Origin of the sequence: uncultured Odoribacter sp., assembly GCF_937966165.1 — a bacterium.
In the GTDB taxonomy this organism is placed as follows: Bacteria; Bacteroidota; Bacteroidia; order Bacteroidales; family Marinifilaceae; genus Culturomica.
Genome location: NZ_CALCLB010000006.1, coordinates 1 through 23,659, shown reverse-complemented (window position 1 = coordinate 23,659; position 23,659 = coordinate 1). Strand labels below are relative to the sequence as shown.

23 protein-coding genes are annotated in these 23,659 nt (G+C 42.4%); 1 reads left to right on the top strand and 22 read right to left on the bottom strand.

What is annotated here, in order from left to right; all coding sequences use genetic code 11:
• Window positions 1-8 precede the first annotated feature (8 nt).
• The 21 genes from Q0465_RS02150 to hutH are packed head-to-tail and all read right to left on the bottom strand — an operon-like array spanning window position 9 to window position 21,072.
• The gene (locus Q0465_RS02150; RefSeq protein ID WP_298612171.1) at window positions 9-1,310 is read right to left on the bottom strand and encodes a phenylacetate--CoA ligase family protein; all 1,302 of its coding nucleotides are present in this window, start codon (window positions 1,308-1,310) and stop codon (window positions 9-11) included.
• 32 nt (window positions 1,311-1,342) lie between these two features.
• Complete coding sequence (locus Q0465_RS02145) at window positions 1,343-2,869, bottom strand: NAD(P)/FAD-dependent oxidoreductase (protein ID WP_298612168.1); 1,527 nt, start codon at window positions 2,867-2,869, stop codon at window positions 1,343-1,345.
• 13 nt (window positions 2,870-2,882) lie between these two features.
• The gene (locus tag Q0465_RS02140) at window positions 2,883-4,373 is read right to left on the bottom strand and encodes an NAD(P)/FAD-dependent oxidoreductase (RefSeq protein WP_298612165.1); all 1,491 of its coding nucleotides are present in this window, start codon (window positions 4,371-4,373) and stop codon (window positions 2,883-2,885) included.
• Window positions 4,374-4,390: 17 nt separating this feature from the next.
• Window positions 4,391-7,906, bottom strand: coding sequence for a 1-acyl-sn-glycerol-3-phosphate acyltransferase (locus Q0465_RS02135; RefSeq protein ID WP_298612162.1), 3,516 nt, complete (start codon window positions 7,904-7,906; stop codon window positions 4,391-4,393).
• Complete coding sequence (locus Q0465_RS02130) at window positions 7,903-8,664, bottom strand: glycosyltransferase family 2 protein (protein WP_298612159.1); 762 nt, start codon at window positions 8,662-8,664, stop codon at window positions 7,903-7,905. The genes Q0465_RS02135 and Q0465_RS02130 overlap by 4 nt, the downstream gene beginning before the upstream one ends.
• Before the next feature lie 38 nt (window positions 8,665-8,702).
• Window positions 8,703-9,062: a 3-hydroxyacyl-ACP dehydratase gene (locus Q0465_RS02125; protein WP_298612156.1), complete on the bottom strand. Its 360-nt coding sequence runs from the start codon at window positions 9,060-9,062 to the stop codon at window positions 8,703-8,705.
• A gap of 22 nt (window positions 9,063-9,084) precedes the next feature.
• Complete coding sequence (locus tag Q0465_RS02120; protein ID WP_298612153.1) at window positions 9,085-9,723, bottom strand: outer membrane lipoprotein carrier protein LolA; 639 nt, start codon at window positions 9,721-9,723, stop codon at window positions 9,085-9,087.
• A gap of 4 nt (window positions 9,724-9,727) precedes the next feature.
• Window positions 9,728-10,084 (bottom strand): EamA family transporter, encoded by a 357-nt coding sequence (locus Q0465_RS02115; protein WP_298612150.1) that lies wholly within the window; start codon window positions 10,082-10,084, stop codon window positions 9,728-9,730.
• Window positions 10,072-11,133, bottom strand: a complete 1,062-nt coding sequence (locus Q0465_RS02110) for a beta-ketoacyl synthase N-terminal-like domain-containing protein (RefSeq protein WP_298612148.1) — start codon at window positions 11,131-11,133, stop codon at window positions 10,072-10,074. Before Q0465_RS02110 ends, Q0465_RS02115 begins: the two co-directional genes overlap by 13 nt.
• 13 nt (window positions 11,134-11,146) lie before the next feature.
• On the bottom strand, window positions 11,147-12,340 hold the full coding sequence (locus Q0465_RS02105; RefSeq protein WP_298612145.1) for a beta-ketoacyl synthase: 1,194 nt from the start codon (window positions 12,338-12,340) through the stop codon (window positions 11,147-11,149).
• Window positions 12,341-12,392: 52 nt separating this feature from the next.
• Window positions 12,393-12,650, bottom strand: coding sequence for a phosphopantetheine-binding protein (locus tag Q0465_RS02100; protein WP_298612142.1), 258 nt, complete (start codon window positions 12,648-12,650; stop codon window positions 12,393-12,395).
• A gap of 8 nt (window positions 12,651-12,658) precedes the next feature.
• A complete protein-coding gene (locus Q0465_RS02095) occupies window positions 12,659-13,252 on the bottom strand; it encodes a hypothetical protein (RefSeq protein WP_298612140.1) in 594 nt (197 codons plus the stop codon).
• A gap of 1 nt (window position 13,253) precedes the next feature.
• The gene (locus Q0465_RS02090; RefSeq protein ID WP_298612137.1) at window positions 13,254-14,387 is read right to left on the bottom strand and encodes a beta-ketoacyl synthase N-terminal-like domain-containing protein; all 1,134 of its coding nucleotides are present in this window, start codon (window positions 14,385-14,387) and stop codon (window positions 13,254-13,256) included.
• Between the two features lie 9 nt (window positions 14,388-14,396).
• Window positions 14,397-14,819 carry a thioesterase family protein gene (locus tag Q0465_RS02085; RefSeq protein ID WP_298612133.1) on the bottom strand — a complete coding sequence of 141 codons (423 nt, stop codon included), beginning with the start codon at window positions 14,817-14,819 and terminating at the stop codon, window positions 14,397-14,399.
• 6 nt (window positions 14,820-14,825) lie between these two features.
• A complete protein-coding gene (locus tag Q0465_RS02080) occupies window positions 14,826-15,266 on the bottom strand; it encodes a pseudouridylate synthase (RefSeq protein WP_298612129.1) in 441 nt (146 codons plus the stop codon).
• Window positions 15,267-15,269: 3 nt separating this feature from the next.
• Entirely contained in the window at window positions 15,270-16,355 is a 1,086-nt protein-coding gene (locus Q0465_RS02075) for a methyltransferase (RefSeq protein ID WP_298612595.1), read from the bottom strand.
• 8 nt (window positions 16,356-16,363) lie between these two features.
• The gene (locus Q0465_RS02070; protein ID WP_298612126.1) at window positions 16,364-17,251 is read right to left on the bottom strand and encodes a lipid A biosynthesis (KDO)2-(lauroyl)-lipid IVA acyltransferase; all 888 of its coding nucleotides are present in this window, start codon (window positions 17,249-17,251) and stop codon (window positions 16,364-16,366) included.
• 2 nt (window positions 17,252-17,253) lie between these two features.
• On the bottom strand, window positions 17,254-17,499 hold the full coding sequence (locus tag Q0465_RS02065) for an acyl carrier protein (protein WP_298612124.1): 246 nt from the start codon (window positions 17,497-17,499) through the stop codon (window positions 17,254-17,256).
• Between the two features lie 52 nt (window positions 17,500-17,551).
• Complete coding sequence (locus Q0465_RS02060; protein ID WP_298612592.1) at window positions 17,552-18,772, bottom strand: beta-ketoacyl synthase; 1,221 nt, start codon at window positions 18,770-18,772, stop codon at window positions 17,552-17,554.
• A gap of 45 nt (window positions 18,773-18,817) precedes the next feature.
• Complete coding sequence (gene fabG / locus Q0465_RS02055; protein ID WP_298612121.1) at window positions 18,818-19,546, bottom strand: 3-oxoacyl-ACP reductase FabG; 729 nt, start codon at window positions 19,544-19,546, stop codon at window positions 18,818-18,820.
• Window positions 19,543-21,072: a histidine ammonia-lyase gene (gene hutH, locus Q0465_RS02050; protein ID WP_298612119.1), complete on the bottom strand. Its 1,530-nt coding sequence runs from the start codon at window positions 21,070-21,072 to the stop codon at window positions 19,543-19,545. Before hutH ends, fabG begins: the two co-directional genes overlap by 4 nt.
• A 328-nt stretch (window positions 21,073-21,400) precedes the next feature.
• Between hutH and Q0465_RS02045 the strand changes: the two genes are divergently transcribed.
• Window positions 21,401-22,462, top strand: coding sequence for a serine hydrolase (locus Q0465_RS02045; RefSeq protein WP_298612117.1), 1,062 nt, complete (start codon window positions 21,401-21,403; stop codon window positions 22,460-22,462).
• 37 nt (window positions 22,463-22,499) lie between these two features.
• Here the strand turns inward: Q0465_RS02045 and Q0465_RS02040 are convergent, their stop codons facing one another.
• On the bottom strand, window positions 22,500-23,396 hold the full coding sequence (locus tag Q0465_RS02040) for an alkaline phosphatase (protein ID WP_298612116.1): 897 nt from the start codon (window positions 23,394-23,396) through the stop codon (window positions 22,500-22,502).
• Between the last annotated feature and the right edge of the window lie 263 nt (window positions 23,397-23,659).

Sequence of the window (23,659 nt, the reverse complement as noted above, 5' to 3'; positions counted from 1 at the left end):
GGTCCCGGTTAAATTTTTTTCCGTTTATCAATAAATTTCATCGGTTTCCGGTTCATATCGGGTAATTGTATTCTGTGGATTTCCTCTGAATTTCCGATTACAATGTCCGGAGCAACCCTTAACTTAGCCCGGAAACGGTCTTTTAACTCTTTAATCGTCTCTATCCCCCGCTCACCTCTGCATCCGACCCTAACCGTGACGGCATCATTTCCGCAATCATCACTATCCACTTCAACCAGATAATTCTCCACATAATCCACATTATCCAACACGTCAAAAATGGCAGCCGGGTAAAGGGTCGTTCCCTTGTATTTGACCATCTGATTCCGCCGTCCGACAATAGGGCTGATACGCAGGGTTGTACGCCCGCAGGCACAAGGTTCCGAATGAAAACAGGCCATATCTCCCGTACGGAAACGCAACAAAGGCATGGCCTCAACACCCAAAGTAGTTATGGTCAATTCGCCGACCTCTCCCATTCCTACCGGTTCTCCTTCTTCATTGAGTAACTCTGTAATAATCAGTTCCGGATGGTGATGTCCACCCCGGCCACATGCGCATTCTGTAAACGTCGTCGCCATCTCCGTAGAGGCATAAGTAGAATACAACTCAATATCCCATTTTTCCTTAATCTTTGTCCCCAATAAATTCAGCGAAAAATCCTGCTCCCTTAAATTCTCCCCAATACAAACAGCTTTCCGGATACTGGAATGCCGGTAATCAATTCCCTGTTCTTCAGCATAACGGACAATTTTCAGAATAAAAGAAGGCACAACAATAATAGTATCCGGTTGGATCCGCTGTATGGTATCCCATTGCAGTTCAGGGATTCCGTTTCCAACCCGGATAATACTTCCTCCCAAACGACGGATACCTAAAAAATAGGCCAATCCAGCCATAAAGCGTTTATCAATCGTCGTCATGAGTTGAAAAATATTCCCCGGTTTTCCTCCTGCACAAGCGAAGGAAATCGCCTCATTGTATGCCAGCCGGTCCAGATCCCGATCACTCATCGCAAAAGTCACCGGATCTCCCAATGTTCCGGAAGTCGTAATATAATCTACAATCTTTTCCCGTGGCACACAGATAAATTCCTTATTATATATTTGTAATTCTCTTTTCCCGGTCAACGGAATATACCGCAAATCTTCCAGTGTCCGGATTTTTTCCGGACGGATTCTGAATTCTTCAAACATCCGTTTATAGTAAGGAGAACGGGCAGCCAGATAAGCTAATGTATCTTGTAAGCGCCCTTCCTGATAACGTTGGATAACTTCCAATGGCTGTGTTTCTATTTCAGGTATCAACATCCGGTATTGTTTTCTAGTTTTACATTTCTGATTCAGTGGGTATGCCTATCGGCACCATTTATTTTTTCAATTAAAGGTTCTATTCCTCCTATCATACTGGCAACCGTAATCATTGCATTCAGAGGTACTCCTAAAATTCCGTGCAGATTGAGATTCTGTCCTGTCAGTAAAAGGTTTTTTACCTTTGTATAAGGAGAAATATGAGATTGTTCCAAAGCCCGAAAATCTTTTACATATCCGTAAAGCGCTCCTTCTTTTGAGCCGGTATAGTCCCTTATCGTCAATGGTGTCGCACTAAAATAATGCTCAATTTGCCCGCAAATACCAGGGAAATAGCCTTCAAGTTTACATAACACCCGTTCTTCACAAGCTTTTTTAAACGATTCATAATCTTTCCCTCTCTGCCCGGTAGTTGTATTTTCCCAAAGCCGTACATCTTCAAAATTCATCAGGCAATTAACGATTATTTTTTCGGCATATTTTTCTTCACTTTCGGATTCCGGAGGAGTCATTACCATCATTCCCATAGGCCATTCTTCCGGCTTATAATTCCCGACTTTCCAGATCTGATCGTAATCGTCGGTACAATAAATATTACTATTCAGATAAGGAAATGTATTTTTCCTGACTTTCGCAAACAGGATAAAAGCCGAATAAGTGTTCGGCATACTTTGTATGCGGTTCCGGTAAGCTTTTGTAAATTGTGCCGGATCGATCAGGTTAAGCGTAGTAAACGGATGTAAAGCGGAAATATATTGCAGGGCCTTATAACGCTTTCCTTTTTCCGTAACCACATACTGTACTTCGCGGTCCCGGGTTGCGATCTCCCTTACGCCATCCCCACAAATCACCTCTCCCCCGTGTTTCCGGATGAGAGCACACATTGCGTCTGCCAATTGCTGACTTCCTCCGACAAAACGGGAGGCTCCTTCGATAAACAAACGGTTGATGATGGCATGTACATAGAGGGGTGTCGTATCATACTTACCTGCGTAGAGCGCATTATTCCATGCAAGTAAATTCTGTAAACGGGGATCCCGGATATAACGAGCAATAAATTCCCCAACCGGACGGATAATCGTTTCATCCTGATATAAATCCGTCCTGCCTTGATCCGGCAACCGCATATTACAAAGGTAAAATCGGTCTGCCACAGCATAAAGGGCTTCCGTATAAAGGCGGATATTATCCTTCTCCTCCGGAAATAACTTTGCCCAACCGGCTATAAAATGCTCTTTCCCTTTTCCTATCGGATAACTTTTATTTTCACTTTTTACATAGACCCGGTCGAAAGCTTCCGGATCCAAAGGTTTAATCTTCAACTGATCGAAAATACCCAGATAGGAATAAAATTTACGCAAAACCCCTCCCGGCTGAAATCCGCTGATATAATGAATTCCAGTCTCATACCGTACACCTTTTCTTTTAAACATATGCAATCCACCGCCTGCTACAGTATGTTTTTCCAGCACTGTTACCCGGTATCCTTCTTTACATAACAGGCAAGCTGTAGTCAACCCTCCCAATCCTCCTCCTATAATTACGACTGTTTTTTCCATTTCCCGATATTTTTCATACTTCATTAATGGCACGAATAATCGTATTTATTCCTACTAATTCGGCACAAGTAAGCATAGCCCCGGTCGTCACGCCCAGCATCCCGTGAGAATTGGTATTTTGACCTGTCATAAATAAATTGGGAATATATGTCCGTTGTGAAACAACCGTCTGTACCGGACTATTCACATCACGCATAATCCCGTACATAGCCCCGGCCGCTGTTGCCGTATAATTCTCATATGTCAAAGGGGTAGAAATTTCGTAAAATGCGATTTTTTCCCGAATACCAGGAAATTCACGGTTCAGAGCCTCAATCAACTGTTGCGCCCGTTTTTCCTTAAATCCGGCGTATTCTTCCCCTCTTTTTCCCACCCTTGTTCCCTTCCATTTCAAAACTTCATCGTAACGCATATAAGAAATCAGCAAGGCTCCCTCACTGAAATTTCCCCCATCCTCAGGAGCCTGATGCATATAAAGATATCCACGGGGCCAATCCGTCTGGGTATACCCGGCACAACTCCATATATCCGGCACATCATAATGAAAAAAATTACTATTGTAATAAGGGACCATCCCTTTTTTAAAGCCCAGGTAAACTGTAAATCCGGCAATCGTATTTTCCAGGTTACGGATGCGCCGGCAATAAGAACGCTTTACCATACTCTCCTCCAATAAACCGATCATCGCCTGCGGGTGAATGGCAGAGATAAAATATTTTCCTTCCACAAAACGTCCGTCCCTTAGTTTTACACCCTCCACTGCCTGAGCTGTCCCGGTCAATGCGGTTACTTCACTCTCTAACCAGACCTCTCCTCCCATACAGCAAACCGAATCACTCAAAACATCTGCTATCTGTTGACTCCCGCCTACAATACGGTAAGCACTCTGAATGTAGGAATGATGTAAAAAAGCATGTACATAAAAAGGAGTTTTTCCTTTCTCTCCGGCATATAAAGGAGCATTTCCGGCCAAAACATTCCTGAGTACGGAATCGGACGTAATATGACTGATATAATCACTGACACTGGTTTTAACATATTCCGTTTCCAAAGGCAAAGTTTGCACGACCTCTTCCAAACGGGAAACCGGCGAACTAGTCGCGATCCTCCGGATGACTTCCACATAATGCTCCAAAGCTTTTCTCTCTTTCGGGAAAAAAGCAGCCAACCCCTCTATGTAAGCCTTATATCCCATTGCTGAAGGATAATGTTGCCCACCGTAAGAGATGACATCGAATGCCTCTTCATCCAATTTTCGCAATTGTACCCGGCCGGTCAAACCAAAATACTTCCAAAAACGGGAGAGCGGCTGTCCCTCTTCCATACTTCCGATATAATGCATCCCGGTATCAAAAAGTGTCCCTTTCCGCCTAAAAGATTGCAAACATCCTCCGATAACGGCATTTTTCTCTAAAACGACCACGCTATATCCCTGTTTACACAAGATATAAGCACTCAATAAACCGCCTAATCCCCCACCGATAATCACAACGTCGTATTTCATGTCACTCATTTTACCGTTCAAATTACACAATCAAACATCTCATCTGTTAGAGCTGTACTTTTTCCCACCCGATATTCCAAATGCCGGGGGCGTAATGGACAACGGCCGGCCACTGCAATTTTATCAGCATCCTCGTCCAAAGCTACTATTTTTATATCTTTCCGCACCAAAGCACAAAGTAAAGCGAAAGCCCCTATTCCGCATTGTCTTATCACAATTCGGGCGCCAGCAGGAATTTCTGCAATCTGTCTTTCCTGCTCCGTCCTGTTTTTCAATTCCCGTTGGGCTTCCCTTTTAATTGCTGTTCCCTTATAACGATAATTTGCCAGCACGGCATCCTGCCAATAGGATGGAGTCTCTGATTCTTCAACCATCCGGGCATACTCGTTTATAAAAAGGCGACGAACCTGTTTCGACCGATCCGCATATCCGAGACCGTAAGAAACATCATCCGGCAGAATACGAGGCAAAATATGAACCGTCACTATACCTTTACGTAATAAAAATTCCCGTTTAGGCAAAACATGCCCCATGCCATGGAACACCACAGGAATTATATCTATATTCAATTGTTCTGCCAGATAAAAAGCTCCCCGATGGAAACGCCGTACCGAACAATCTTCCGAACGCGTACCTTCCGGGAAGACTACTATGGAATACCCTTTGTCCACAAAATTCCGTAAACGGCCGATGCTATTTTCAATGCCTTCTTCTACCGGCCAGAAATCCGCAAACCGAATGATCCGGCCGTAAAAAGGACAATTCCAAACCCATTCGTTTGTAAGCACAATGAGTTTAGGTGACAACATTAATACATACATCAAATCGATATGAGACTGGTGGTTACAGACAATGACGGCAGGCTTGGAAAAATCCTCTTTCCCTTTATTCACAATATTACTGGAAATACCGGGCAAATGATCCACCACCCAGCGGGACACGCGGCATAACAACTGATGAAAACACAATTTCCGCCCCATCGTCGGCTTTCTTATTCCCAGCAAAATAGATCCATACACCGTCAGTAAGGCACTTCCCGCCAGAAAAACGGTAAATGCATAAACGGTAACCAGTAAATCCCGTAAAGTTACAGGCCTTAACCGTAAACGTCCGTTCTTTTCGGTCAACCAGCGAAAAATCAAGGGAGGAACAATAAACGCAATCCCCACAACACACAGCATACCGATTACAGTAATTACAGCCAAAGAACGCATAGCCGGATGTACAGCCAGAATCAAAGTCCCCAGCCCGATAAACATAGTCAGTGCCGATAAAGTAACCGACGTTTTATAAGAAGCCAGCATCTTTCGTCCGTAAGCATACTCATACATCAGTCCATCTACAATAAAAATTGTATAATCATCACCCAATCCGAAGATAAAGGTGGCCAGAATAATATTCACGATATTAAAATGGATACCGGCTAATCCCATGAAACCTAAAATCCATATCCAGCTCAATGCCATGGGTAAAAACGCAATAAATGTCAACTCCAGCCGTCCAAAGGCAAACCAAAGAAAAAACAACACCAGAAATCCACAGATATAAAAAACGGCATTAAAATCGTCAGAAAGGGCATAGACCATTCGTTTTGTTACGGTAGTTGTATCAAATACGAAAGCCTGCGGCTGCTTGTCCAAAGCCTCATAAATCTGTTCCTCCTTCCCCGGTTCCGCATAAAGCAATGTTACAATAGCCGATTTATCGGGCTGACAGATCAAGTATTCTTTTAACAGGGTTTCCTGTATCAAACCAAAATAGGAAAGAGACTCCACCCGGAATTCTTTCTCCCACAATGCCCGGAAAGGCCTGAATGCCTCCGGACGGAATCCGGCCTGTTTCCCCCAATTATCCGTCAGATGCAGTAAAGAATCTCCATACTTCTCTTTAAAAGCATTCCAACGGCTGATTTTTACCTGCTGTAAAGAATCTGACGGGAAAAAATAACCAATCCCGTTTACTCCGCTCAATACTCCCTCTTTCAAGAACGCATTAATACGGGGGATTTGGGCTTCATACTCTTTCAGAGCCTCATTTAAAGTCGTGCCTTCTGAAATATGATACATACTTTTTTCTCCCAAAGTAGTATATTTACTCAAAGTCTCCAGCACATTCCGTTGTTCCGGAGTCATATAATTAATTTCCCGGAAATCGGTTTCAAAGGTCACATCATTACTGTAAATCCCTAAAACAAGGGTTATTCCTGCTACAATCCATACCAACCAGGTTTTTTTTTCCGGCCGTAAATTTACCCAGCATTCCAGCCAGCGGTTTTTCTGTATTCCGATTCGTCCTCCCACCCAATGGGGCATAAAACAAAGAACAAAAAGAATTGTCCCGACCAAAGCAAAAGCCGCAAAAAGTCCTAAATCCCGCATTGCTGCAGCACTGATAAACAGAAGACTCAAAAAAGCGCCTACTGTCGTGATATTCCCGATTAGCATCGGACTGACAATATCCTGTAAAGCCATACGGGGATCAGGTTCATGCTTCAGATGGATCAGGTAATGCAATGAATAATCCACTGCAATTCCGAGAATAACAGCCCCTGTACCGATAGCAATAGCGGAAACATTCCCTTTAAAAAGACAGAGTAATGTTAAACTCAGGGCAACACCGAAAGCCACCGGCAAGCAAACCAAAAATAAAGGCCATATGCTTCGGAAAAACCATCCCAGCAAACCGACCATCAGAACAAGCGCCAAGAGCATTGTCTGCCAGGCATCGGTCTTAATCCGTTCGGCATTTGTAACGGCCACCAGGGAAGGACCAAAATATTGCACCTGAATATCCTGTGGCAAGTAAGCTATTGTTTTTTGTATCGCTTTTGCTAGAGCAGCATTCTGCACTGTCTCACTACTTTTATGTGCCAGTGTAATAAACAGCATCAGATGATCTCCGTCCTTTGAAAAAATATAATCGTCGACTAATGTATAATAATCATTTAACTGAAAATTTTTCAAGCGCTCCAGAACAGGAAGAGCAAAATGAAACGGATCCGTCTGAATACTTTTTTTGAGGACGGAGCCGGCAGGAGAGATCAGCAACTCCCGGTTTGAGGCAAATAAAGCTGCAAATTCCCCGGCATTTACGATAGAATCAATTCTCCGGTAATCTTCCGCTTCTAAAAAGTAAGGCATATTTTCAGTTAAGAAACCTGCCACAGCCGCCAATTTATCAATATTCACCCGATATTGAATATCCTTTACCAGATGTTCGTCCGTCAACGAATCCAACACTTCTGAAAATCTTTCCGCTCCTTCAATCAAACGCTCCCGTATTGCCTCTTTTTCCTGCAAAGTATCCGTAACAGAAAACCGGACAAAAATCTTATCGGCTATTCCGATATGGCGGTAAACAAAACCCAAACGCGCATTCTCCGGATTATCCGGCAAAAAACCGGTAATATCCTCTTCCAGTTCCACCCGGCTTCCGATCCACCCCATAGCAATCAAAAGCAGGACAGGTAATCCGATCCGCAATCCCCGCCTTCGGTGTAAACAGTCGTATAATTTCAAAAAAAATCCGGTCATTGTCTCTTTTTCTGAATCAGCCGGTATAATCGTTTGGGATAACCATAAAGTATAGCCCCGCCAACCAAAACCGTATTCAACATACTAATCCTTACAAAATCCCGGAACGGACGGAAATGAGTCACTCTCTCTCCGGGAGGAGCATAAAAAACATTTACAGGAACGGCTTTCAAGGGTATCCCTTCCCAGGCTAACCGTACTAATATTTCAAGTTCACATTCATACCGTTTCGTAAATATACGCATCCGCTGTACCGGCTCTAAGGGATACAGACGGAACCCCGACTGTGTATCCGGGAAACGAATACCCGTTTGTACCCAAAACCAAAAATTAGAAAAACGATTGGCAAAAGTATTTCCCTCCGGCATATGCCGCTGTTTCAATAAACGGCTTCCAACAATAAGAGCTCCGGACTCCCGTTTTATCTCTGCTATAAAACTAACGATATCCTCGGCCTGATGCTGTCCGTCTGTATCCATTGTCAGAACATATTTAAAACCATTTTCCCAAGCCAGCCGAAACCCTTGCTGCAGAGCATAGCCTTTTCCCCGGTTTTTCGGATAGGAAATCGTCTCAATACGAGCTGCAAAATGCTCCAAAACCTCCGTTGTCTTGTCTGTAGAACCATCATTGACAACCAGTATTGAAGAGGTATAAGGCATCAACCCTTCTATTACCTGAGCCAAAGTACCGGCATTGTTATATGTCGGCAATACCGCACATATACCGAGTTGCTGTAATTCACTGGCCATCTCCATTCTTTTATCTTTTAGCCCTGTATACCTATAAATTGTATTTACCCCTTATATACCGCACTGATTTTAGCAAATACTTTTTCCTTATCCGATATTATAATAGATGCTTCAATACCTTCCACTCCCTCAGAACATCCGATTTTAAATACAACCTCCCGGTTTTCTGCAGGCCGAAGCACATTCAGGAACTTGATATTTTTTGCCCGCACCATCCGCAGTGGCTTGTGAAAATATGCAGCAACCAACTCCTGGCATATCTGCAAAATACAAACCCCGGGAGTAACCGGGTTGTCCGGGAAATGAGCCTTATAAATCAAATGTTCCGGATTAAGCCGTATCCTCGCCTCAAATCCCTCTTCCCTCTGCTTCTGATCCGTTATTTCATAAAAATTCTCCCACATCTCTCTTTACTAAAAAATCGTTTTATTCCTTCCACTGAAAAAAGGAATGATCTATTCCTTTGTTTATTTTCTTATTCACAAATTCAATACGTGTTACATCTTCTCCCTGCCGCATCTCCACAGCTTGAATGGTATGCGCCTGTACACTAAATTCCAGAATCAAAACATCCATTATTTGCTGCAGTCTCCGGCTCCGGGACCTCAGGCTGATACGAAAGAGGTCCCCCTTACAGCTATATGCCGGCTCAAATCTTTCTTCGTCAACCAGCTTTTCCCCCCGGATACAAGCCAAAATCATTTTACCCATCTCGCCAAAAATCCGGCTTCCCCCACTACGATCCGTTGTTCCATCCTTTCTCATCCCTGATTTTCCTTTATTAATTATAAAATAATAAGCTTGCGGTTGCAAATATTCCCACCGTAAACAATCCGGCTTTTCGTAATACATCCGGCCTTCCGCCTCCGCTGTTTCCCGCAAAATAGCTATTTCTTTCCGCTGTATAAAATCACACTCAAAAGTTTCTATTCCGGCAGAAATCCGACGGATTTCATCCAGCATTTTCCGGAGCTCCTGCCCTTCCAACGGTTTAAACTCCTGTCCGTATCCTCCCGCAATTCCCAATAATACTCCCCAGACGATCATACAAAATTTACGCTTCATTTTCCTAATGTTTAGCAACGAGTATCACTCCTATCATTATTAAAATCACCCCTATCCAACGGGTCAAAGGCACAGTTTCCTGAAACACGAATACAGCGACCAACATACCGAAAATATAACTGATACTGATCATCGGATAAGCCATACTGAATTCAAAATGCCGCAGTATATACATCCACAACAAGGTTGCAATCACTATGCTGCCTCCTGAACAGGCCAATTGCCAATTGACCAGCAAATCCCGGAAATAAGTCCGGCACAATTGAAAATTTCCCATTCGTGCCAAGGCAAATTTCAAAAAAACCTGTGCGAGCACCAGAAAAAGACTCTGTATGGTCGATAGCAGTATCAATTTCCACATGATGACAACAATATAAATGAATATTCTTTACCTTGCCAGTGATTGACCACCAAAAGGCGGCGCACTCCTTTAACCTCCTGTCCCGACAAGGTCAAATGTGCCGGAACAATACCGCTCTGCAAACAAACACAACCCACAAATACTCCGTACGCAGTTGCCGTAAAAAATTCTCCGCAAAGGGGTTTATAAACCATTTCTTCCTTCCCGGGCCATTTCCCCGGCCCATCGTACAAACAATCGTTTTGAACATCTCCGTTTTTCCCCGTCATGACTACGTCCACCTCCCCGGGATCTATTCCATACCTTTTCAGGAACAGAAAAGCTTCCTGTTTCAAGTCTACACTTCCATAACCGATTTCCACGCTTTCCAGGCGAGCATACGCTTTTCCATCCTGTTCCTGCGACAACATAAAGGCAATACTTCCTTCTCCGGCAAAAGTACCTTTTCCGGGAGTTTGCACGATTTGTAAAGAATTGATTTCTTCTTCCCGCCAATACCCTAATTTCCCCAACAGATTGAAATAAGTCGGCGTCAACTCCTCATGTCCCCCTACCAAGGCGGAATGTATCCTTTTATTTGCAAATAAAAGTCCTGCCTCCTGTAACGCACTTTCAAAAGAAATTCCCCGATGAACATGCGTATTGTTATAACCGTGGCATTTTATACGGATGGCAATCTGTGAATTGATCGTATTGTGTGTAGAATGGATAAAAAAAGCCGGGCGCAGACATTCTTCCCCTTCTTGTACCATTGCCCCTAAAAACCGTTCTGTGTCTTCCACACATCCCAAACCAGTACCCGATAGTATTGCATCTGGCATAAATTCCCCGGCCTCCCTCATAGCCCACATAGAAGAAACAATTGCCCGCTTTATAATAGGACTCATGCGCCGGGCTGCCATCGGTTCGATAAACTGACGGAAGTCCGGTTCAATACACCTTACCTGAGGCGTTTTATATGCAAGCGGATCAAAAACTCCAGCAACAGACAAAGGCTGCTGTATTGAAACAGCCCCTATTCCCCTGATATATACATTCAATGCTTTCATGTTTTTGCTCCTCCTATAATTCTGAAAATATCAATGTCGAATTATTGCCGCCAAAGCCAAAAGAATTGGATAATACATGCCGTAAAGAAATATCTTGCAGGAGTTCCCGTACAGGTTCAAAAAGCAATTCCGGCATTGGATGTTGAAAACGTAAGTTTGCCGGAATCATCCGGTGCTTTAAGGCCAAAATGGAGATAACCGCTTCTACGCCGCCGGAAGCACTTGTCGTATGTCCTGTCATCGCTTTGGTCGAACTCACATAAGGCACCCGGTTTCCAAAAACCGCTGTAATGGCTCTTCCCTCCGATAGATCGTTATTCCGTGTACCGGTACCATGAGCATTAATATAACCGATCTCTTCCGGCTCCAATTTCCCCATAGAAAGTGCTTCCCGCATCGCTAATACAGCTCCTTTTCCATCTTCAGAAGAAGCCGTTTGATGGAATGCATCGCAGGCATTTCCATATCCGGACAACATACACCACGGCAGTCCCCCTCTTTGCAAAGCTTCCGATTCCCGCTCCAATACGAGATAAGCAGCTCCTTCTCCCAAATTAAGTCCCGAACGGGTATCGTCAAAAGGCCTGCAAGGTTCCTTATCCAGTATCATCAAAGAACGGAATCCGTTTAAATGGAACTTTGTAAGGCATTCTGCTCCCCCAACTACTGCTACATCCGTCATTCCGGCTTTAAGCAAATTTGCTCCCAATATGACCGCATTAGCAGCTGAAGAACAAGCTGTCGACAGAGTAGTTACATACTGAAATCCTCCGATTGCGTCGGCCATTCGTTCCGTACAGGCGCCACACTCGTGTACAGCTATATAAGCATTCATAGAGCCGTTCGTCAGAAAATCCAGATAATATTGCTCGCTCTTTTCCATTCCTCCCACAGTGGTCCCGTTGATAAAAGAAAACCGTTTCCCGGATTTTTCCCTAAATCCAGCGGACTTTAACGCTTCCCGTAGAGCAACTATTCCCAGCAAAGACGTACGCGTGATTATTTCTTCCGGCGACAAACCGAGCATTTGCCTCAATTCTTCATCCCCGTATCTGACTTCTGCAGACGGAATATCCCCATGTACTGTCTGTAAATATTTTAACCGGCCGATTCCGGAATACCCTTCCTTTAATGCCCGGCAGGTCTCTCCGATTCCCAACCCCAATGCCGAAACAATTCCCAATCCGGTTACAACGATTCTTTCCATGATAATTCCCGTCTATTTTACATCAATCCTACAAACCAGACCCTCTGTATGCTCAGTTATTTCGATTCTTTTCGATATAGTCAGCCATTGATTTTACAGAACGAAAAATTTCTCTCCCCTGCGCCGGGTCCTGTAATTTGATTCCGTAATTTTTTTCCATCAGCACAATCAATTCCAAAGCGTCGATAGAATCTAACCCTAACCCTTCTCCGAATAAAGGTGCATCATCCTGGATATCCTCTGGTTTCATCCCCTCTAAATTCAGAACTTCAATAATCTCATCCTTTAAGTTTGCTACCAATTCTCCCATAATTTTTATTATTTTAATGCGTTTATATTCTCTTCATTAAAAACAAGCCCTTCATTTTCCCGTCCTACTAACACAATTTTTGCTTCACACTTATTGTCACAACATTCCAGCCAGCCCACCAACGCCCTGTCCAAGCCAGCTGCCTCAAAAACAGTCCCGGTATAACGGCATAAAAAACCGACCGGAAATTCCGGATTTACAAAAAATGTATTTTCCCCGTAAATCCCATGCCGGATACAAATTTCTCCCAATACAATATTAGGCAAGGTATAGACAAAAACAGAAGGACTCGGGAAATAAGGTTCTCCAATAGTCTCCTGATAACGTTTGTCCGTATCCAGCGAAGCCGATGAATTCGCCAGAAAAATCGCCGTACGTTTACCATCCCCCAGGTTTTCCCCTCTCAATAAAAGCTCACTTGCCAAAAATCCGGCTTTTGCCAATACATCCATTTTGAAAAATTTCGGATAATTTACCTTAGCCGCCCGATACAAATCTCCTAAAAATTCCCTTACTGTCTCCGTACCTGAACAAAAAATAACCTCTCCGTTTACCCGGCATTCTCCCAAAACAATCTGACAATATTTTTCAATAGTCAACATATCAACCTAATTTTAAACGTATTGCAGCATTACACCCGCCAAACCCGGAAGCCGTCTTAATGCATTGCCGCATCTTTTTTTGTTCCAGGCAGGTTACTACTTGCAATTCCCGGGAAACCCCGATTTTCTCAAATCCCTTACAGGAGGGCAAAAAACCTTCCCGTAAACCGCAGAGGGCAACCACTGTTTCTAAAACTCCCGCTGCCCCTAAAGTATGTCCAAAATATCCCTTCAGGCTATATACCGGTACTCCCTGTAATCCTGCCCGTTCAAAAGCAATCGCTTCCATCTCATCATTATACAAAGTAGCCGTTCCATGTGCATTCAGGAAATCTATGTTCCGACATTCTTCTCCTTCCATCACTTTTTTTAAAGCCAGGTACAACCCCTCTCCTGTCCGTGAAGGCCCTGAAATATGATTCGCATCGTTGGTAATTCCTTCTGCAGCAAGTATAATCTGTCCTTTTGTTTTTTCTCCCCGCTCAAATATCAGGGTAGCTGCCCCCTCCCCCAAATTCAAACCGCAACGTGCAATATCAAAAGGCCGGCATAAACCGGAAGATAAAGCCTTGAACGACTGGAATCCGGACACAATAAATTCAGACAACACATCTGCTCCCACCACAACAACCCGGTCATACACTCCTGCGATTAAACAACGCTTGGCTACAATCTGGGCTACAACTCCCGAAATACAGGCATTGGATACAACCAAGGCTTTATTCGGATTGTGAAAAAAGCGGGCAATTTCCTGAGCAGAATGCCACAAATACAACTGTTCTCTATTATCCTGTCCTTTTCCCTCTTCTCCTAACAATTCCACATTTCCCTTTGTAGTCGATAAAATAAAAAGAGTCCGCTTATCCGATAAATCGCGTCCTGCCGCGGCAAAGGCAACTGAAAGAATTCCGATCTGCTCAAAACGGGTATACTGCTTTCGGGAAATTCCCAATCTTTCAGTCATATCCAATAAACGTCCTTCCTCTATCAAGGAAGCCATAAAAGGCTCCCGCACCTGCAAATAATGCTCATAATAGCGTAAGCCACTCTCATCCCGTTTCACTGCAGCTATATTTTCTTCTGTCGTAAAACCAAGAGCAGATACAATATTATCCCCTGTAATATAAACCTCCATTTCAATTTCTTATATGACTTGCCACTGCTTTTTCCAGGCTTCATAAAAATCCGGATTTCCCCAGATCAACTGATAATTTTTATCCAGAAATACCTGCATGCTACTTCCTGTTGCCACCAATACCTGCGTTCCGTTTTCGATCAGATATATCCGGTAATCGAAACAAATCTTAGCTGCTTCCGTAGGTAAATATTTTATTTCCACTAACATTTTATTCCCATAAACCAGAGGCTTTTTATAATTAAAATCCAGCTTAACCAAAGGGGCATAAAATCCTTCCCCAAAAATACGCAAATAACCAATATTATATTTCCGCCCGAATTCTTCTCTGGCATCTTCAAAATATTTAGCATAACTTCCATGCCACACAATACCCATTGAATCTACCTCGTTAAAACGTACGTCGATCTCCTTACTCGCTGTTAATACCATGTCTTACTAATTTTCAGTAATTGCAATTTTCATCTCACATTCCGCCACCAACTGTCCATTACATCTCACCGTAGCCTGTACCAAAGTCAATGCCATCACTTCATTCACCACTTCAATTCTGGTTTTCAGCATTTCATTGGTCCGGGGTAAATCCCGAATGACTAAATTCCGTAATGCTCCTATAAAACCGACCCTCACTTCCGCCTGATTGATTTTATTAAAATATCCAATCCGTGCAGCACACGTCTGAGCAATGTTTTCTATAATCCCAGCTTCCTGTAAAACGCCTTCCCGGTAAAATAAATTATCTTTCCTCACCTGAAATTCCGTCTCTGTTACCATTGCATCACAACTCAACAAACGGTCGATCATTATAAACGGCCGCTGTTGAGGTAATAAATCTGTCACCTCAAAAAGTATTAAAGAATTATTTTCCCGTCCTTCCATCTTTTAATTCAACTTACATTCTAAAATACTATGTCCCTTTGCCAAACCATCATATACCTGACAAATTTTCAAACCGGCCTTCTCGATGCAACGGCATAAATCCCGATAACCAAACATTTTACTCTTTCCATTGGCCAATGCTGTAAAATAAACACTTATTTGTGTCAAACAAAAAGATCCGATCTCATGCGGATGACGGTCCCACAAGGTTTCCATAATATAAAGACAAGTCTCTGCTTTCATAGAACAAACTGCCCGTTTTAAAATACTTACCGCTTGTTCTTCCGAAAAACAATCCAGAAACTGACTCATCCAGATCACCTCAAACCCTTCCGGAAAACAAACAGTATCATCCAGTAAATTAGCCGGAAAGGAGTAGATCCGTTCCGCACCTGCTTTTCCGCCGATCCATGTCTGCATGATTTCCAATTGTTGAGGTAAATCCAGAACTGTCACCTCTACTTGAGGAGAATAACTCACACACTTCATAGCCCAACGTCCTGTATTTCCTCCGACATCCAACAAACGACGGGGGTTATTTTTAAATACTATCTGCAAAGCTTCCTCAAAAGAACCGTCAGAATAATAATGATCAAAAGCAAACCAACTTTTCTGCACACCGGCCGGTAAATCCGGCAGCCCTTCATAAATAGTCGGCCAATTCCCCAAAAATTTCAATCCTTCCGGCTTCCCCTCCACTAAAGATTTTTCCAAATCAAACAATCCCAGATAATTTACATCCTGTATAAAATCCATATTCACTTTTACCCGTTCATCCGTCATCAAAAACCAACCGGGTTTGGCGATACAGAAACGCTCCTCTTTCCGTAATACGGTCCCTATCGTCAAAGAAGATTCCAATAAAACCTGAACTGCATAAAAAGATAAACCCGTATTTTCTGCAATCTCTTCCAATGTCAGTCCCCGAGGAGAATCAGCCAGTAATCTAAAAATCCCGAATTTCAACATTAACCGTGACACCTGAAATACAACCGGAGCAAAAGCGATTTCATTCGCCAGACGCAAAGCATCCAGAGCCGAAAAACGCTCTTTTGAATATATTTCCTGACGAGATAAAGGCGACTTCATTTTATCCATTATTTCCAAAATTCATAAAAATTATACCACTGTTCCGGGTAGCACTTTAAAATCTTTTCCAATTCCTGTACATAAGAGACAGCCAGCACTTTTTTAAGTTCTCCCCTCCGGCTACTCTGCACATCTGTTTTTAAAGGACGAATATAAACCCGGTAATGTAAACTTCCTTCTTTCATGACAAAACAAGCCAAAGCCGCTGTCTTTAAGCGTTCTCCCAAATAAAAAAAACCCGCCGGAAATTCAGCCTTTGCACCCAAAAAATCGACTTTTTCCTTCTTATTTCCGGAAAATATCCGGTCGCATGGCATACAGACAAACTCTCCATTCTTCAAGGCATTATGTATATAATAAATATGAGACATATCGGCAGTTACCGGAATCAGTTTTATATGATTAGCATTCAGTATTTCAGAACGATATTGCTGCATTACAGGGGACTCTCCTCCAAAAATCACTCCATTGATGGGTTTTACGGCAGAAGACAACAAATAACCTGCAATTTCAAAATTTCCCACATGTGCACTGGCAATTAAACATCCGGATGCCGAATTTTCAGCCTCTTTAAAATATTCCTGTCCTTCTACGGTCACCCGGAACTGTTTTCCGTTTCCACTGAAAATAGCAAATTTATCCAATACCGTTTGTCCGAAAAGATAATGATTCCGATACGTTTTCCACCATGATTTCAGATAAGAGTAACCTTGGCGCTGCCGGAAATAATGAAAAATTGCCATGCAACGTTTGCGGGCAAAAATCATGTAAAAAACGACAATAAAACGTAATCCCAGATAACCGAAACGAACATCTACGTAACGGAAAAACCAAAACAAAGAACGTTGCCCAAAGTTGCCTCCGCCTGTTCGCCCTTTCCATTCTCTCTGTTGCACACTTAAGCGTTTACTTTTTTCTCAATATAATCATAAAAAGCTCCCAGCGTTGTCACTCCTCCCATTTCCTCTGCCTTAATTTTAAAACCAAAATTTTTTTCAACAATTACTACAATATCCACAAAATCAAGACTGTCTATTCCCAAGTCTTCTTTTAACAAAGCCTCTTCCTTCAACACAGCTTCGTCAATTTCAATTTCTTCCACTAAAAATTTGTTTGTTATCTTTACAATTTCAGCACGTGTCATATCTATATTTTTAGATAATTTTTACAAATTCCATAGCTTTATGCAGGCTATATTATTCTTTTATTTTCTTTACAATCAATGCACTGTTGGTCCCTCCAAAACCAAATGAATTCGAAAGGAAAAAATCTATATTTTGTTTTTTCGTTTCCGGAATAATATTTAACCGGACAGAATATTCATCCGGTCGTTCAAAATTGAGATTAGGAGCTATAAAAGAATGCTGCATCATCAAAGTAGAATAAACAATCTCACTCGCCCCGGCCATCCAGCATTCATGTCCGGTCATGGATTTTGTCGAACTCACAGCGACTTTTTCCCCGAACAATTTATAAATAGCTATTGCCTCATACATATCCCCCAACGGAGTAGAGGTAGCATGGGCATTAATGTAATCAATCTGCCCTGCACTCACAGCAGCATCCTTCAATGCGCGTGACATAGCGAGGTAAGAACCTTCATTATTGGGCTGCGAAATATGCCCGCCATTGGAAGAAAAACCATAACCGACGACTTCTGCAAGTATGGGAGCCCCCCGCCAGACAGCATGTTCATATTCTTCCAGAATTACAGTAGCCGCCCCTCCGCTAGGCACTAAGCCGTCCCGGCCAGCATCAAAAGGACGGGAAGCTTTTGCCGGATCATCCGTCCGGACAGAAAAAGCACTCAACGCATCGAAGCTAGCCATGGAATAAAGATTCACTTCCTGTGCTCCCCCGCATACGACTACATCTTGCCAACCGTTGCGAATAAAAGCAAATCCCAAACCGATGGAATGGGAACCGCTGGCACAAGCTGCACTAATAGTCATATTTATCCCTCTCAGTTTAAAAATAGTCGATAAATTCATGGTTACCGTTGAATTCATAGACTGAAAAATAGCCGCCGAACCCAACAAAGCCGTATCCCCTTTTTCCTCCATAATCTTATGGGCTTCAATGACTGGTTTGGCAGAGGAATCATTCCCGTAAAAAATGCCGACTTCATATTGCTCCAGATAATCCATATCTATCCCGGCATTTTGCAAAGCCTCCGCAGTAGCCATATAGGCAAATTCCCCTTCTTCAGCCAGTCCCGTACGCAAACGCCGTTCTAACTTTCCTTTTAATAAAGGACGTTCTACAATACCTGTGAGAGGTGAACGATACCCATATTTTATTCGCTCTTCATCTATCCCTATTCCCGATTTTCCCTGATAAAGAGAGGTTTTTACCTCTTCCAGATTTTTTCCCAAGCAGGAATAAATTCCCATTCCAGTAATAACAACCCGCCTCATACCTCTTTTGTCATCCATAATTCCCATTCTTTCACAAATACTTTTCTATGTATACAAACCTCCATTAACAGAGATGACTTCCCCCGTGATATAGGAAGCCCGCTCTGAAGCTAAAAAACTTACCAATGCAGCCACCTCTTCTGCTGTCCCAAACCGATTCAGCGGAATCATTTCTTTCAATGTTTTTTCATCCATATCCTTCGTCATATCCGTAAGAATAAAACCGGGAGCCACAGCATTGACAGTAATCCCCCGTTTCCCCACCTCCTGTGCCAGAGATTTTGTCGCCCCAATTACACCCGCCTTTGCCGCTGAATAATTTGTCTGTCCGGGCAAACCTTTGATTCCGGATAGAGATACTATATTTACAATCCGTCCATACCGTTTTATCAACATGTCTTTCAATAGGCGACGCGTAACGTAAAAGAAACCGTTCAAATGCACATCCACTACCCTTTTCCACTGCTCGTTCTGCATCCACAACATCATCGTATCTTCCCGTATTCCGGCATTATTTATCAATACAGCGATATAATCTTCCGGATGCTGTTCTGTCCACTTCTCCAAAGCAGCATCTACCTGCTCTGCATCAGCAACATCAAAAGGGAATAACTCGGCTTTCCCGCCTTCTTCCTCAATCATGCGCCTGGTTTCCAAAGCAGCCGCTTCATTAGAAACGTAATTGATCACTACGGGAAATCCCAAACGGGATAATTCCATACAGACAGCCCGGCCAATTCCGCGGGATCCCCCCGTCACTAACGCATATTTCATAATGCCCACCTTTTATTCTTTAAATACTCTACCATTGCCCTGATTTCCTTATATTTCGGAGTATCCTCTACAAATACCGGGAAAAAAGCCCGGACTTCGTTATAAATTTCCCGGCTATGGCCCGATAATAAAGGTTGAATTTTTAAATAATCTATCGCCTGCACAATCCCCATCAGATGAACAGCCATTACCTGATAAGCATTTTCTATTACTTTAGCCGCTAACTGAGCCGCATTTGTTCCCATACTTACCACATCCTGATTATCATTATTATTGGGAATACTATGAATACACATCGGCATAGACAACGTCTGACATTCCGCAGTAGTTGAAGTAGCTGTAAACTGAGAGGCCTGCAAACCATAATTCAGTCCCAATATCCCTAAATTGACGAAAGGAGGCAGAATACCATTGATCCGGTCGTGAAACAGATAATTCAGTTGCCTTTCCGCCAACATAGTCAATTTCGTCACGGCAATTTTCAATTTATCCATCTCATAAGCAATATAATCTCCATGAAAATTCCCCCCGTGATAAATATTTTCAGTATCCGGATCTACAATCGGATTATCACAGGCTGAATTTAATTCTTCTATCAATACTTTTTCCGCATTTTCTAATTCATCCCAAACCGGCCCCAATATTTGAGGTACACAACGTAAAGAATAATAAGCCTGAACTTTATGCGTGAATATTTTCTCCTCACATTTTTTTCCGTATAATTCAACTTCCCGTTTCCGGACGCACTGACTTCCCGAGGCCCATACTCTCATCAAACGGGCCACCTCCTGCTGTCCACGATGACGTTTCACTCCATTTAATACTTCCGACATTAAGTCGTCGTAAGAAGAAGCAATCTCATTCATCATCACGGAAGTCGCCACTCCCCACTTCAATAATTTTTTAGCATATATCAAATTAACCAAACCAATCCCCGTCATCATAGACGTCCCATTGGTCACAGACAAACCCTCCCGAATATGGATTTTAAACGGTTTTAAACCATTTTTCTCTAAAACTTCAGCTGCAGGCCACCACCTGCCTTCATAAAAAACCTCTCCTTCTCCGATCAATGCCAAAGCAATATGAGCCAGTTGAACTAAATCCCCGCTCGCCCCCACACTTCCATGTTCCGGCACCATCGGATAAATCCCGCGGTTTATAAATTCCACCAATAAATTCACTAACTCCCAATGAACCCCTGATTTTGCCTGCAGAAAAGTCCCCACCCGGGCAATCATTGCTGCCCGTACATACAAAGGTTCCACCGGCCGGCCGGCACCTGTAGAATGACTCCGGATAATGTTATACTGTAAATCCCTTAAATATTGATCCTCAACACGCCATTGTGCCATTGGCCCAAAGCCGGTATTGATACCATAAATGACTTTATCTGTTATAAATTTTTTGAGAAAATGAAAACATCTCTCAATTTCTGCCCGGGTTTCCTCAGTTATTTCTAACTTTCCCTGTCTGAACAAAATAACCTCTATATCATCCAGACAAAATATTTTAGATACACGCATCTCTATTCTATTAGCAAAATATTTGCCTTCCCATATCCGTCTTTTGACAAAACTCCCTTCTTTCCCTTTTTCTATGAATTTTCTTTAACACACAAAACCTTTTAAGGGATAACCTGATCATTTCCACCACCCTGATTAAGTTGAAATTTTTATTTTCCCGCCCTATGAGAAATTCAGCTGAGCTTATAATTTATCCATTATTTTAAGGATAAAGATATACAAAAATATAATAAATCCACAGGAACCTTAAAAAAATACAATTAATAAACATATTTTATAATAAAGAAAACATCCCTTTTTCTAAGGCGTAAAAATATAAAATACGGTTATGAAACCATTATTTTATATATTCATTTTCCTAACATTTACCGTTTGCTGTACTCCCTGCCGAATTTTCACTTATAACTTTCCGAGAACGAGCGATCAGCAACATTTTCCCCGTATTTATTTTCCAGCCAGCTCAATCCCCCATCCGATTCCATCAAAGCATAATTCTACAATTCCTTCCTTAAATCAGTTCCTTCAAAAGCACCATACGCTGGCTTTCCTATGGATTCATAACGATACGATTCAGGCAGAATATTACGCTCCTCATGTAACAACTGAACAGACGCTGGATTTATTTTCCATCTCCAAATCAGTCGTTGCCGCCGTTCTGGCAATAGCCTGGAAAGAAGGCTATATTTCAGATATTTCGGATAAACTCACGCATTATATTCCGGACATTCCCCCTGCATACCAGGAAATTTCTTTGGTAAATTTATTGAATATGCGTTGCGGTATTGAGGCATCCTGGTATACATCAACTGTTTTATACCACAGCAGTCATTTGGATAAGACACTGAGAAACATCCCTTTACGTACCTTTCCCGATACAAGATACGAATATTGCAACGCTGCTACCCAATGGCTTATCCCCCTCATTGAAAAAACGACAGGCCAAAAATTTACCGACTATTTTTATCAGAAATTATGGCAGCCATTGGGTATGGAATACCCGGGGAATTGGAGCATCGATTCCCCCAAATATCAAATGGCCAGGGGGTTTTGCGGGTTAAGTACCAGCCTGCGCGATCTGGCTAAAATAGGTCTGTGTTTTCTGCATGAAGGATATTACGGAGGAAAAGAAATTCTCCCTCCAGCCTGGATAGATAAAACGTTCACTCTTCCTCCAGCTTCAGAACAATCCGGAGAGAAGTCCGTTTATAATATGCATTGGCGTATTCTAACTCCCAATGAGGAATTTTTAGCCAAAGGATTACTCGGACAATATCTGTATCTCAATAAAAAAGACAATGACCTCATTATCCGTTTGGGAAGCAAAGAATCCTCCGTCGACTGGATTCCCTTTTTCAGGCAATTGATATCTGGAGGATCCTTCTTTCACTGACGTCTTCTACCGTCTTTTTTCATTTACGCTTCTCCTTTTATTTAAAAGCTTCCATTATAGGGCGGCCAATCCACACCTGAGGCTGTTTCAGCCCGAATATCCAGGCAATGGTAGATGCTGTATCGTAAATCATTGTACTGCTATCTATAACATGTCCTGCCCGTATTCCTTTCCCGAAAATAATAAACGGGATCTGCATTTCCTGTAACGTCTTACCTCCATGGCCCTTATTTATTCCCCCATGGTCAGCTGTAAGTATAAAGACAGTTTCTTCATAAATTCCGGCTTCCTGAACAGCCTGCACAATTTGCGCAATTTTATTATCCAGTTCCTTTAATTTTGCATAATATTCTGGGGTATCGTGTCCGTATTTATGTCCCACTTCGTCGGGATTATTAAAAGCAATCATGGTAAAAACCGGCTTTTTCTCCCGGATATATTGCACTACATCCTGTACAATAGCATCCGACGAACCATTTTCTGCAGCCGGAACATGAGAAAAATGATTGACAGCCTCTTTTTCACATAAATACTGCATTCCGTCCCATTCAAAAATATAACCGATTTCCGCTTCAGGTTTCTGGTCCCTCAACAACCCAATCACTGTCGGAAATAATCCGTAATGAGAAAGCTCCCGGGAAGGAATCTCCGGTTTCTTGCTCCCCCAAGTTGTGAAACCATGAACTTCAGGACTGGCCCCCATGATCATTGATGCCCAATTACAGGCACTGGAGGAAGGCAAAACAGAACGCGATTTTAAAGTATAAGTCCCGCCTTCCATCATTCTCTTTACTGTAGGCATCTCTGCCTGAGGAACACTGTATGCTCCCCAACCATCCAACCCAATTAAAACAACATGTTTCACTCCTTTTACTTTACCAAAGAGCAAAGTAACTGTAAACAAAAAAACAATTAATAAAACAGTCCTTTTCATTATTCCAGCATTAATTTTTTCTAAGCAATCAAAGGTATTCATTTTTAAATTTAAATTATATAAAAACAACAACTTTATGAATGATACCATAAATTTCAGAAAAACAAAAGTTCCTTTCCGATAAAAATCTAATATTACAAAAACGATTTCTCAAAATACAAACAGTAAAAATCCGGACAAATCTGACAGGAATTTCAGCGGATCAGGCATAAAAAAACCCTGACAACTTACGTTATCAGGGCTTCTTAAATTCGGCATCTACC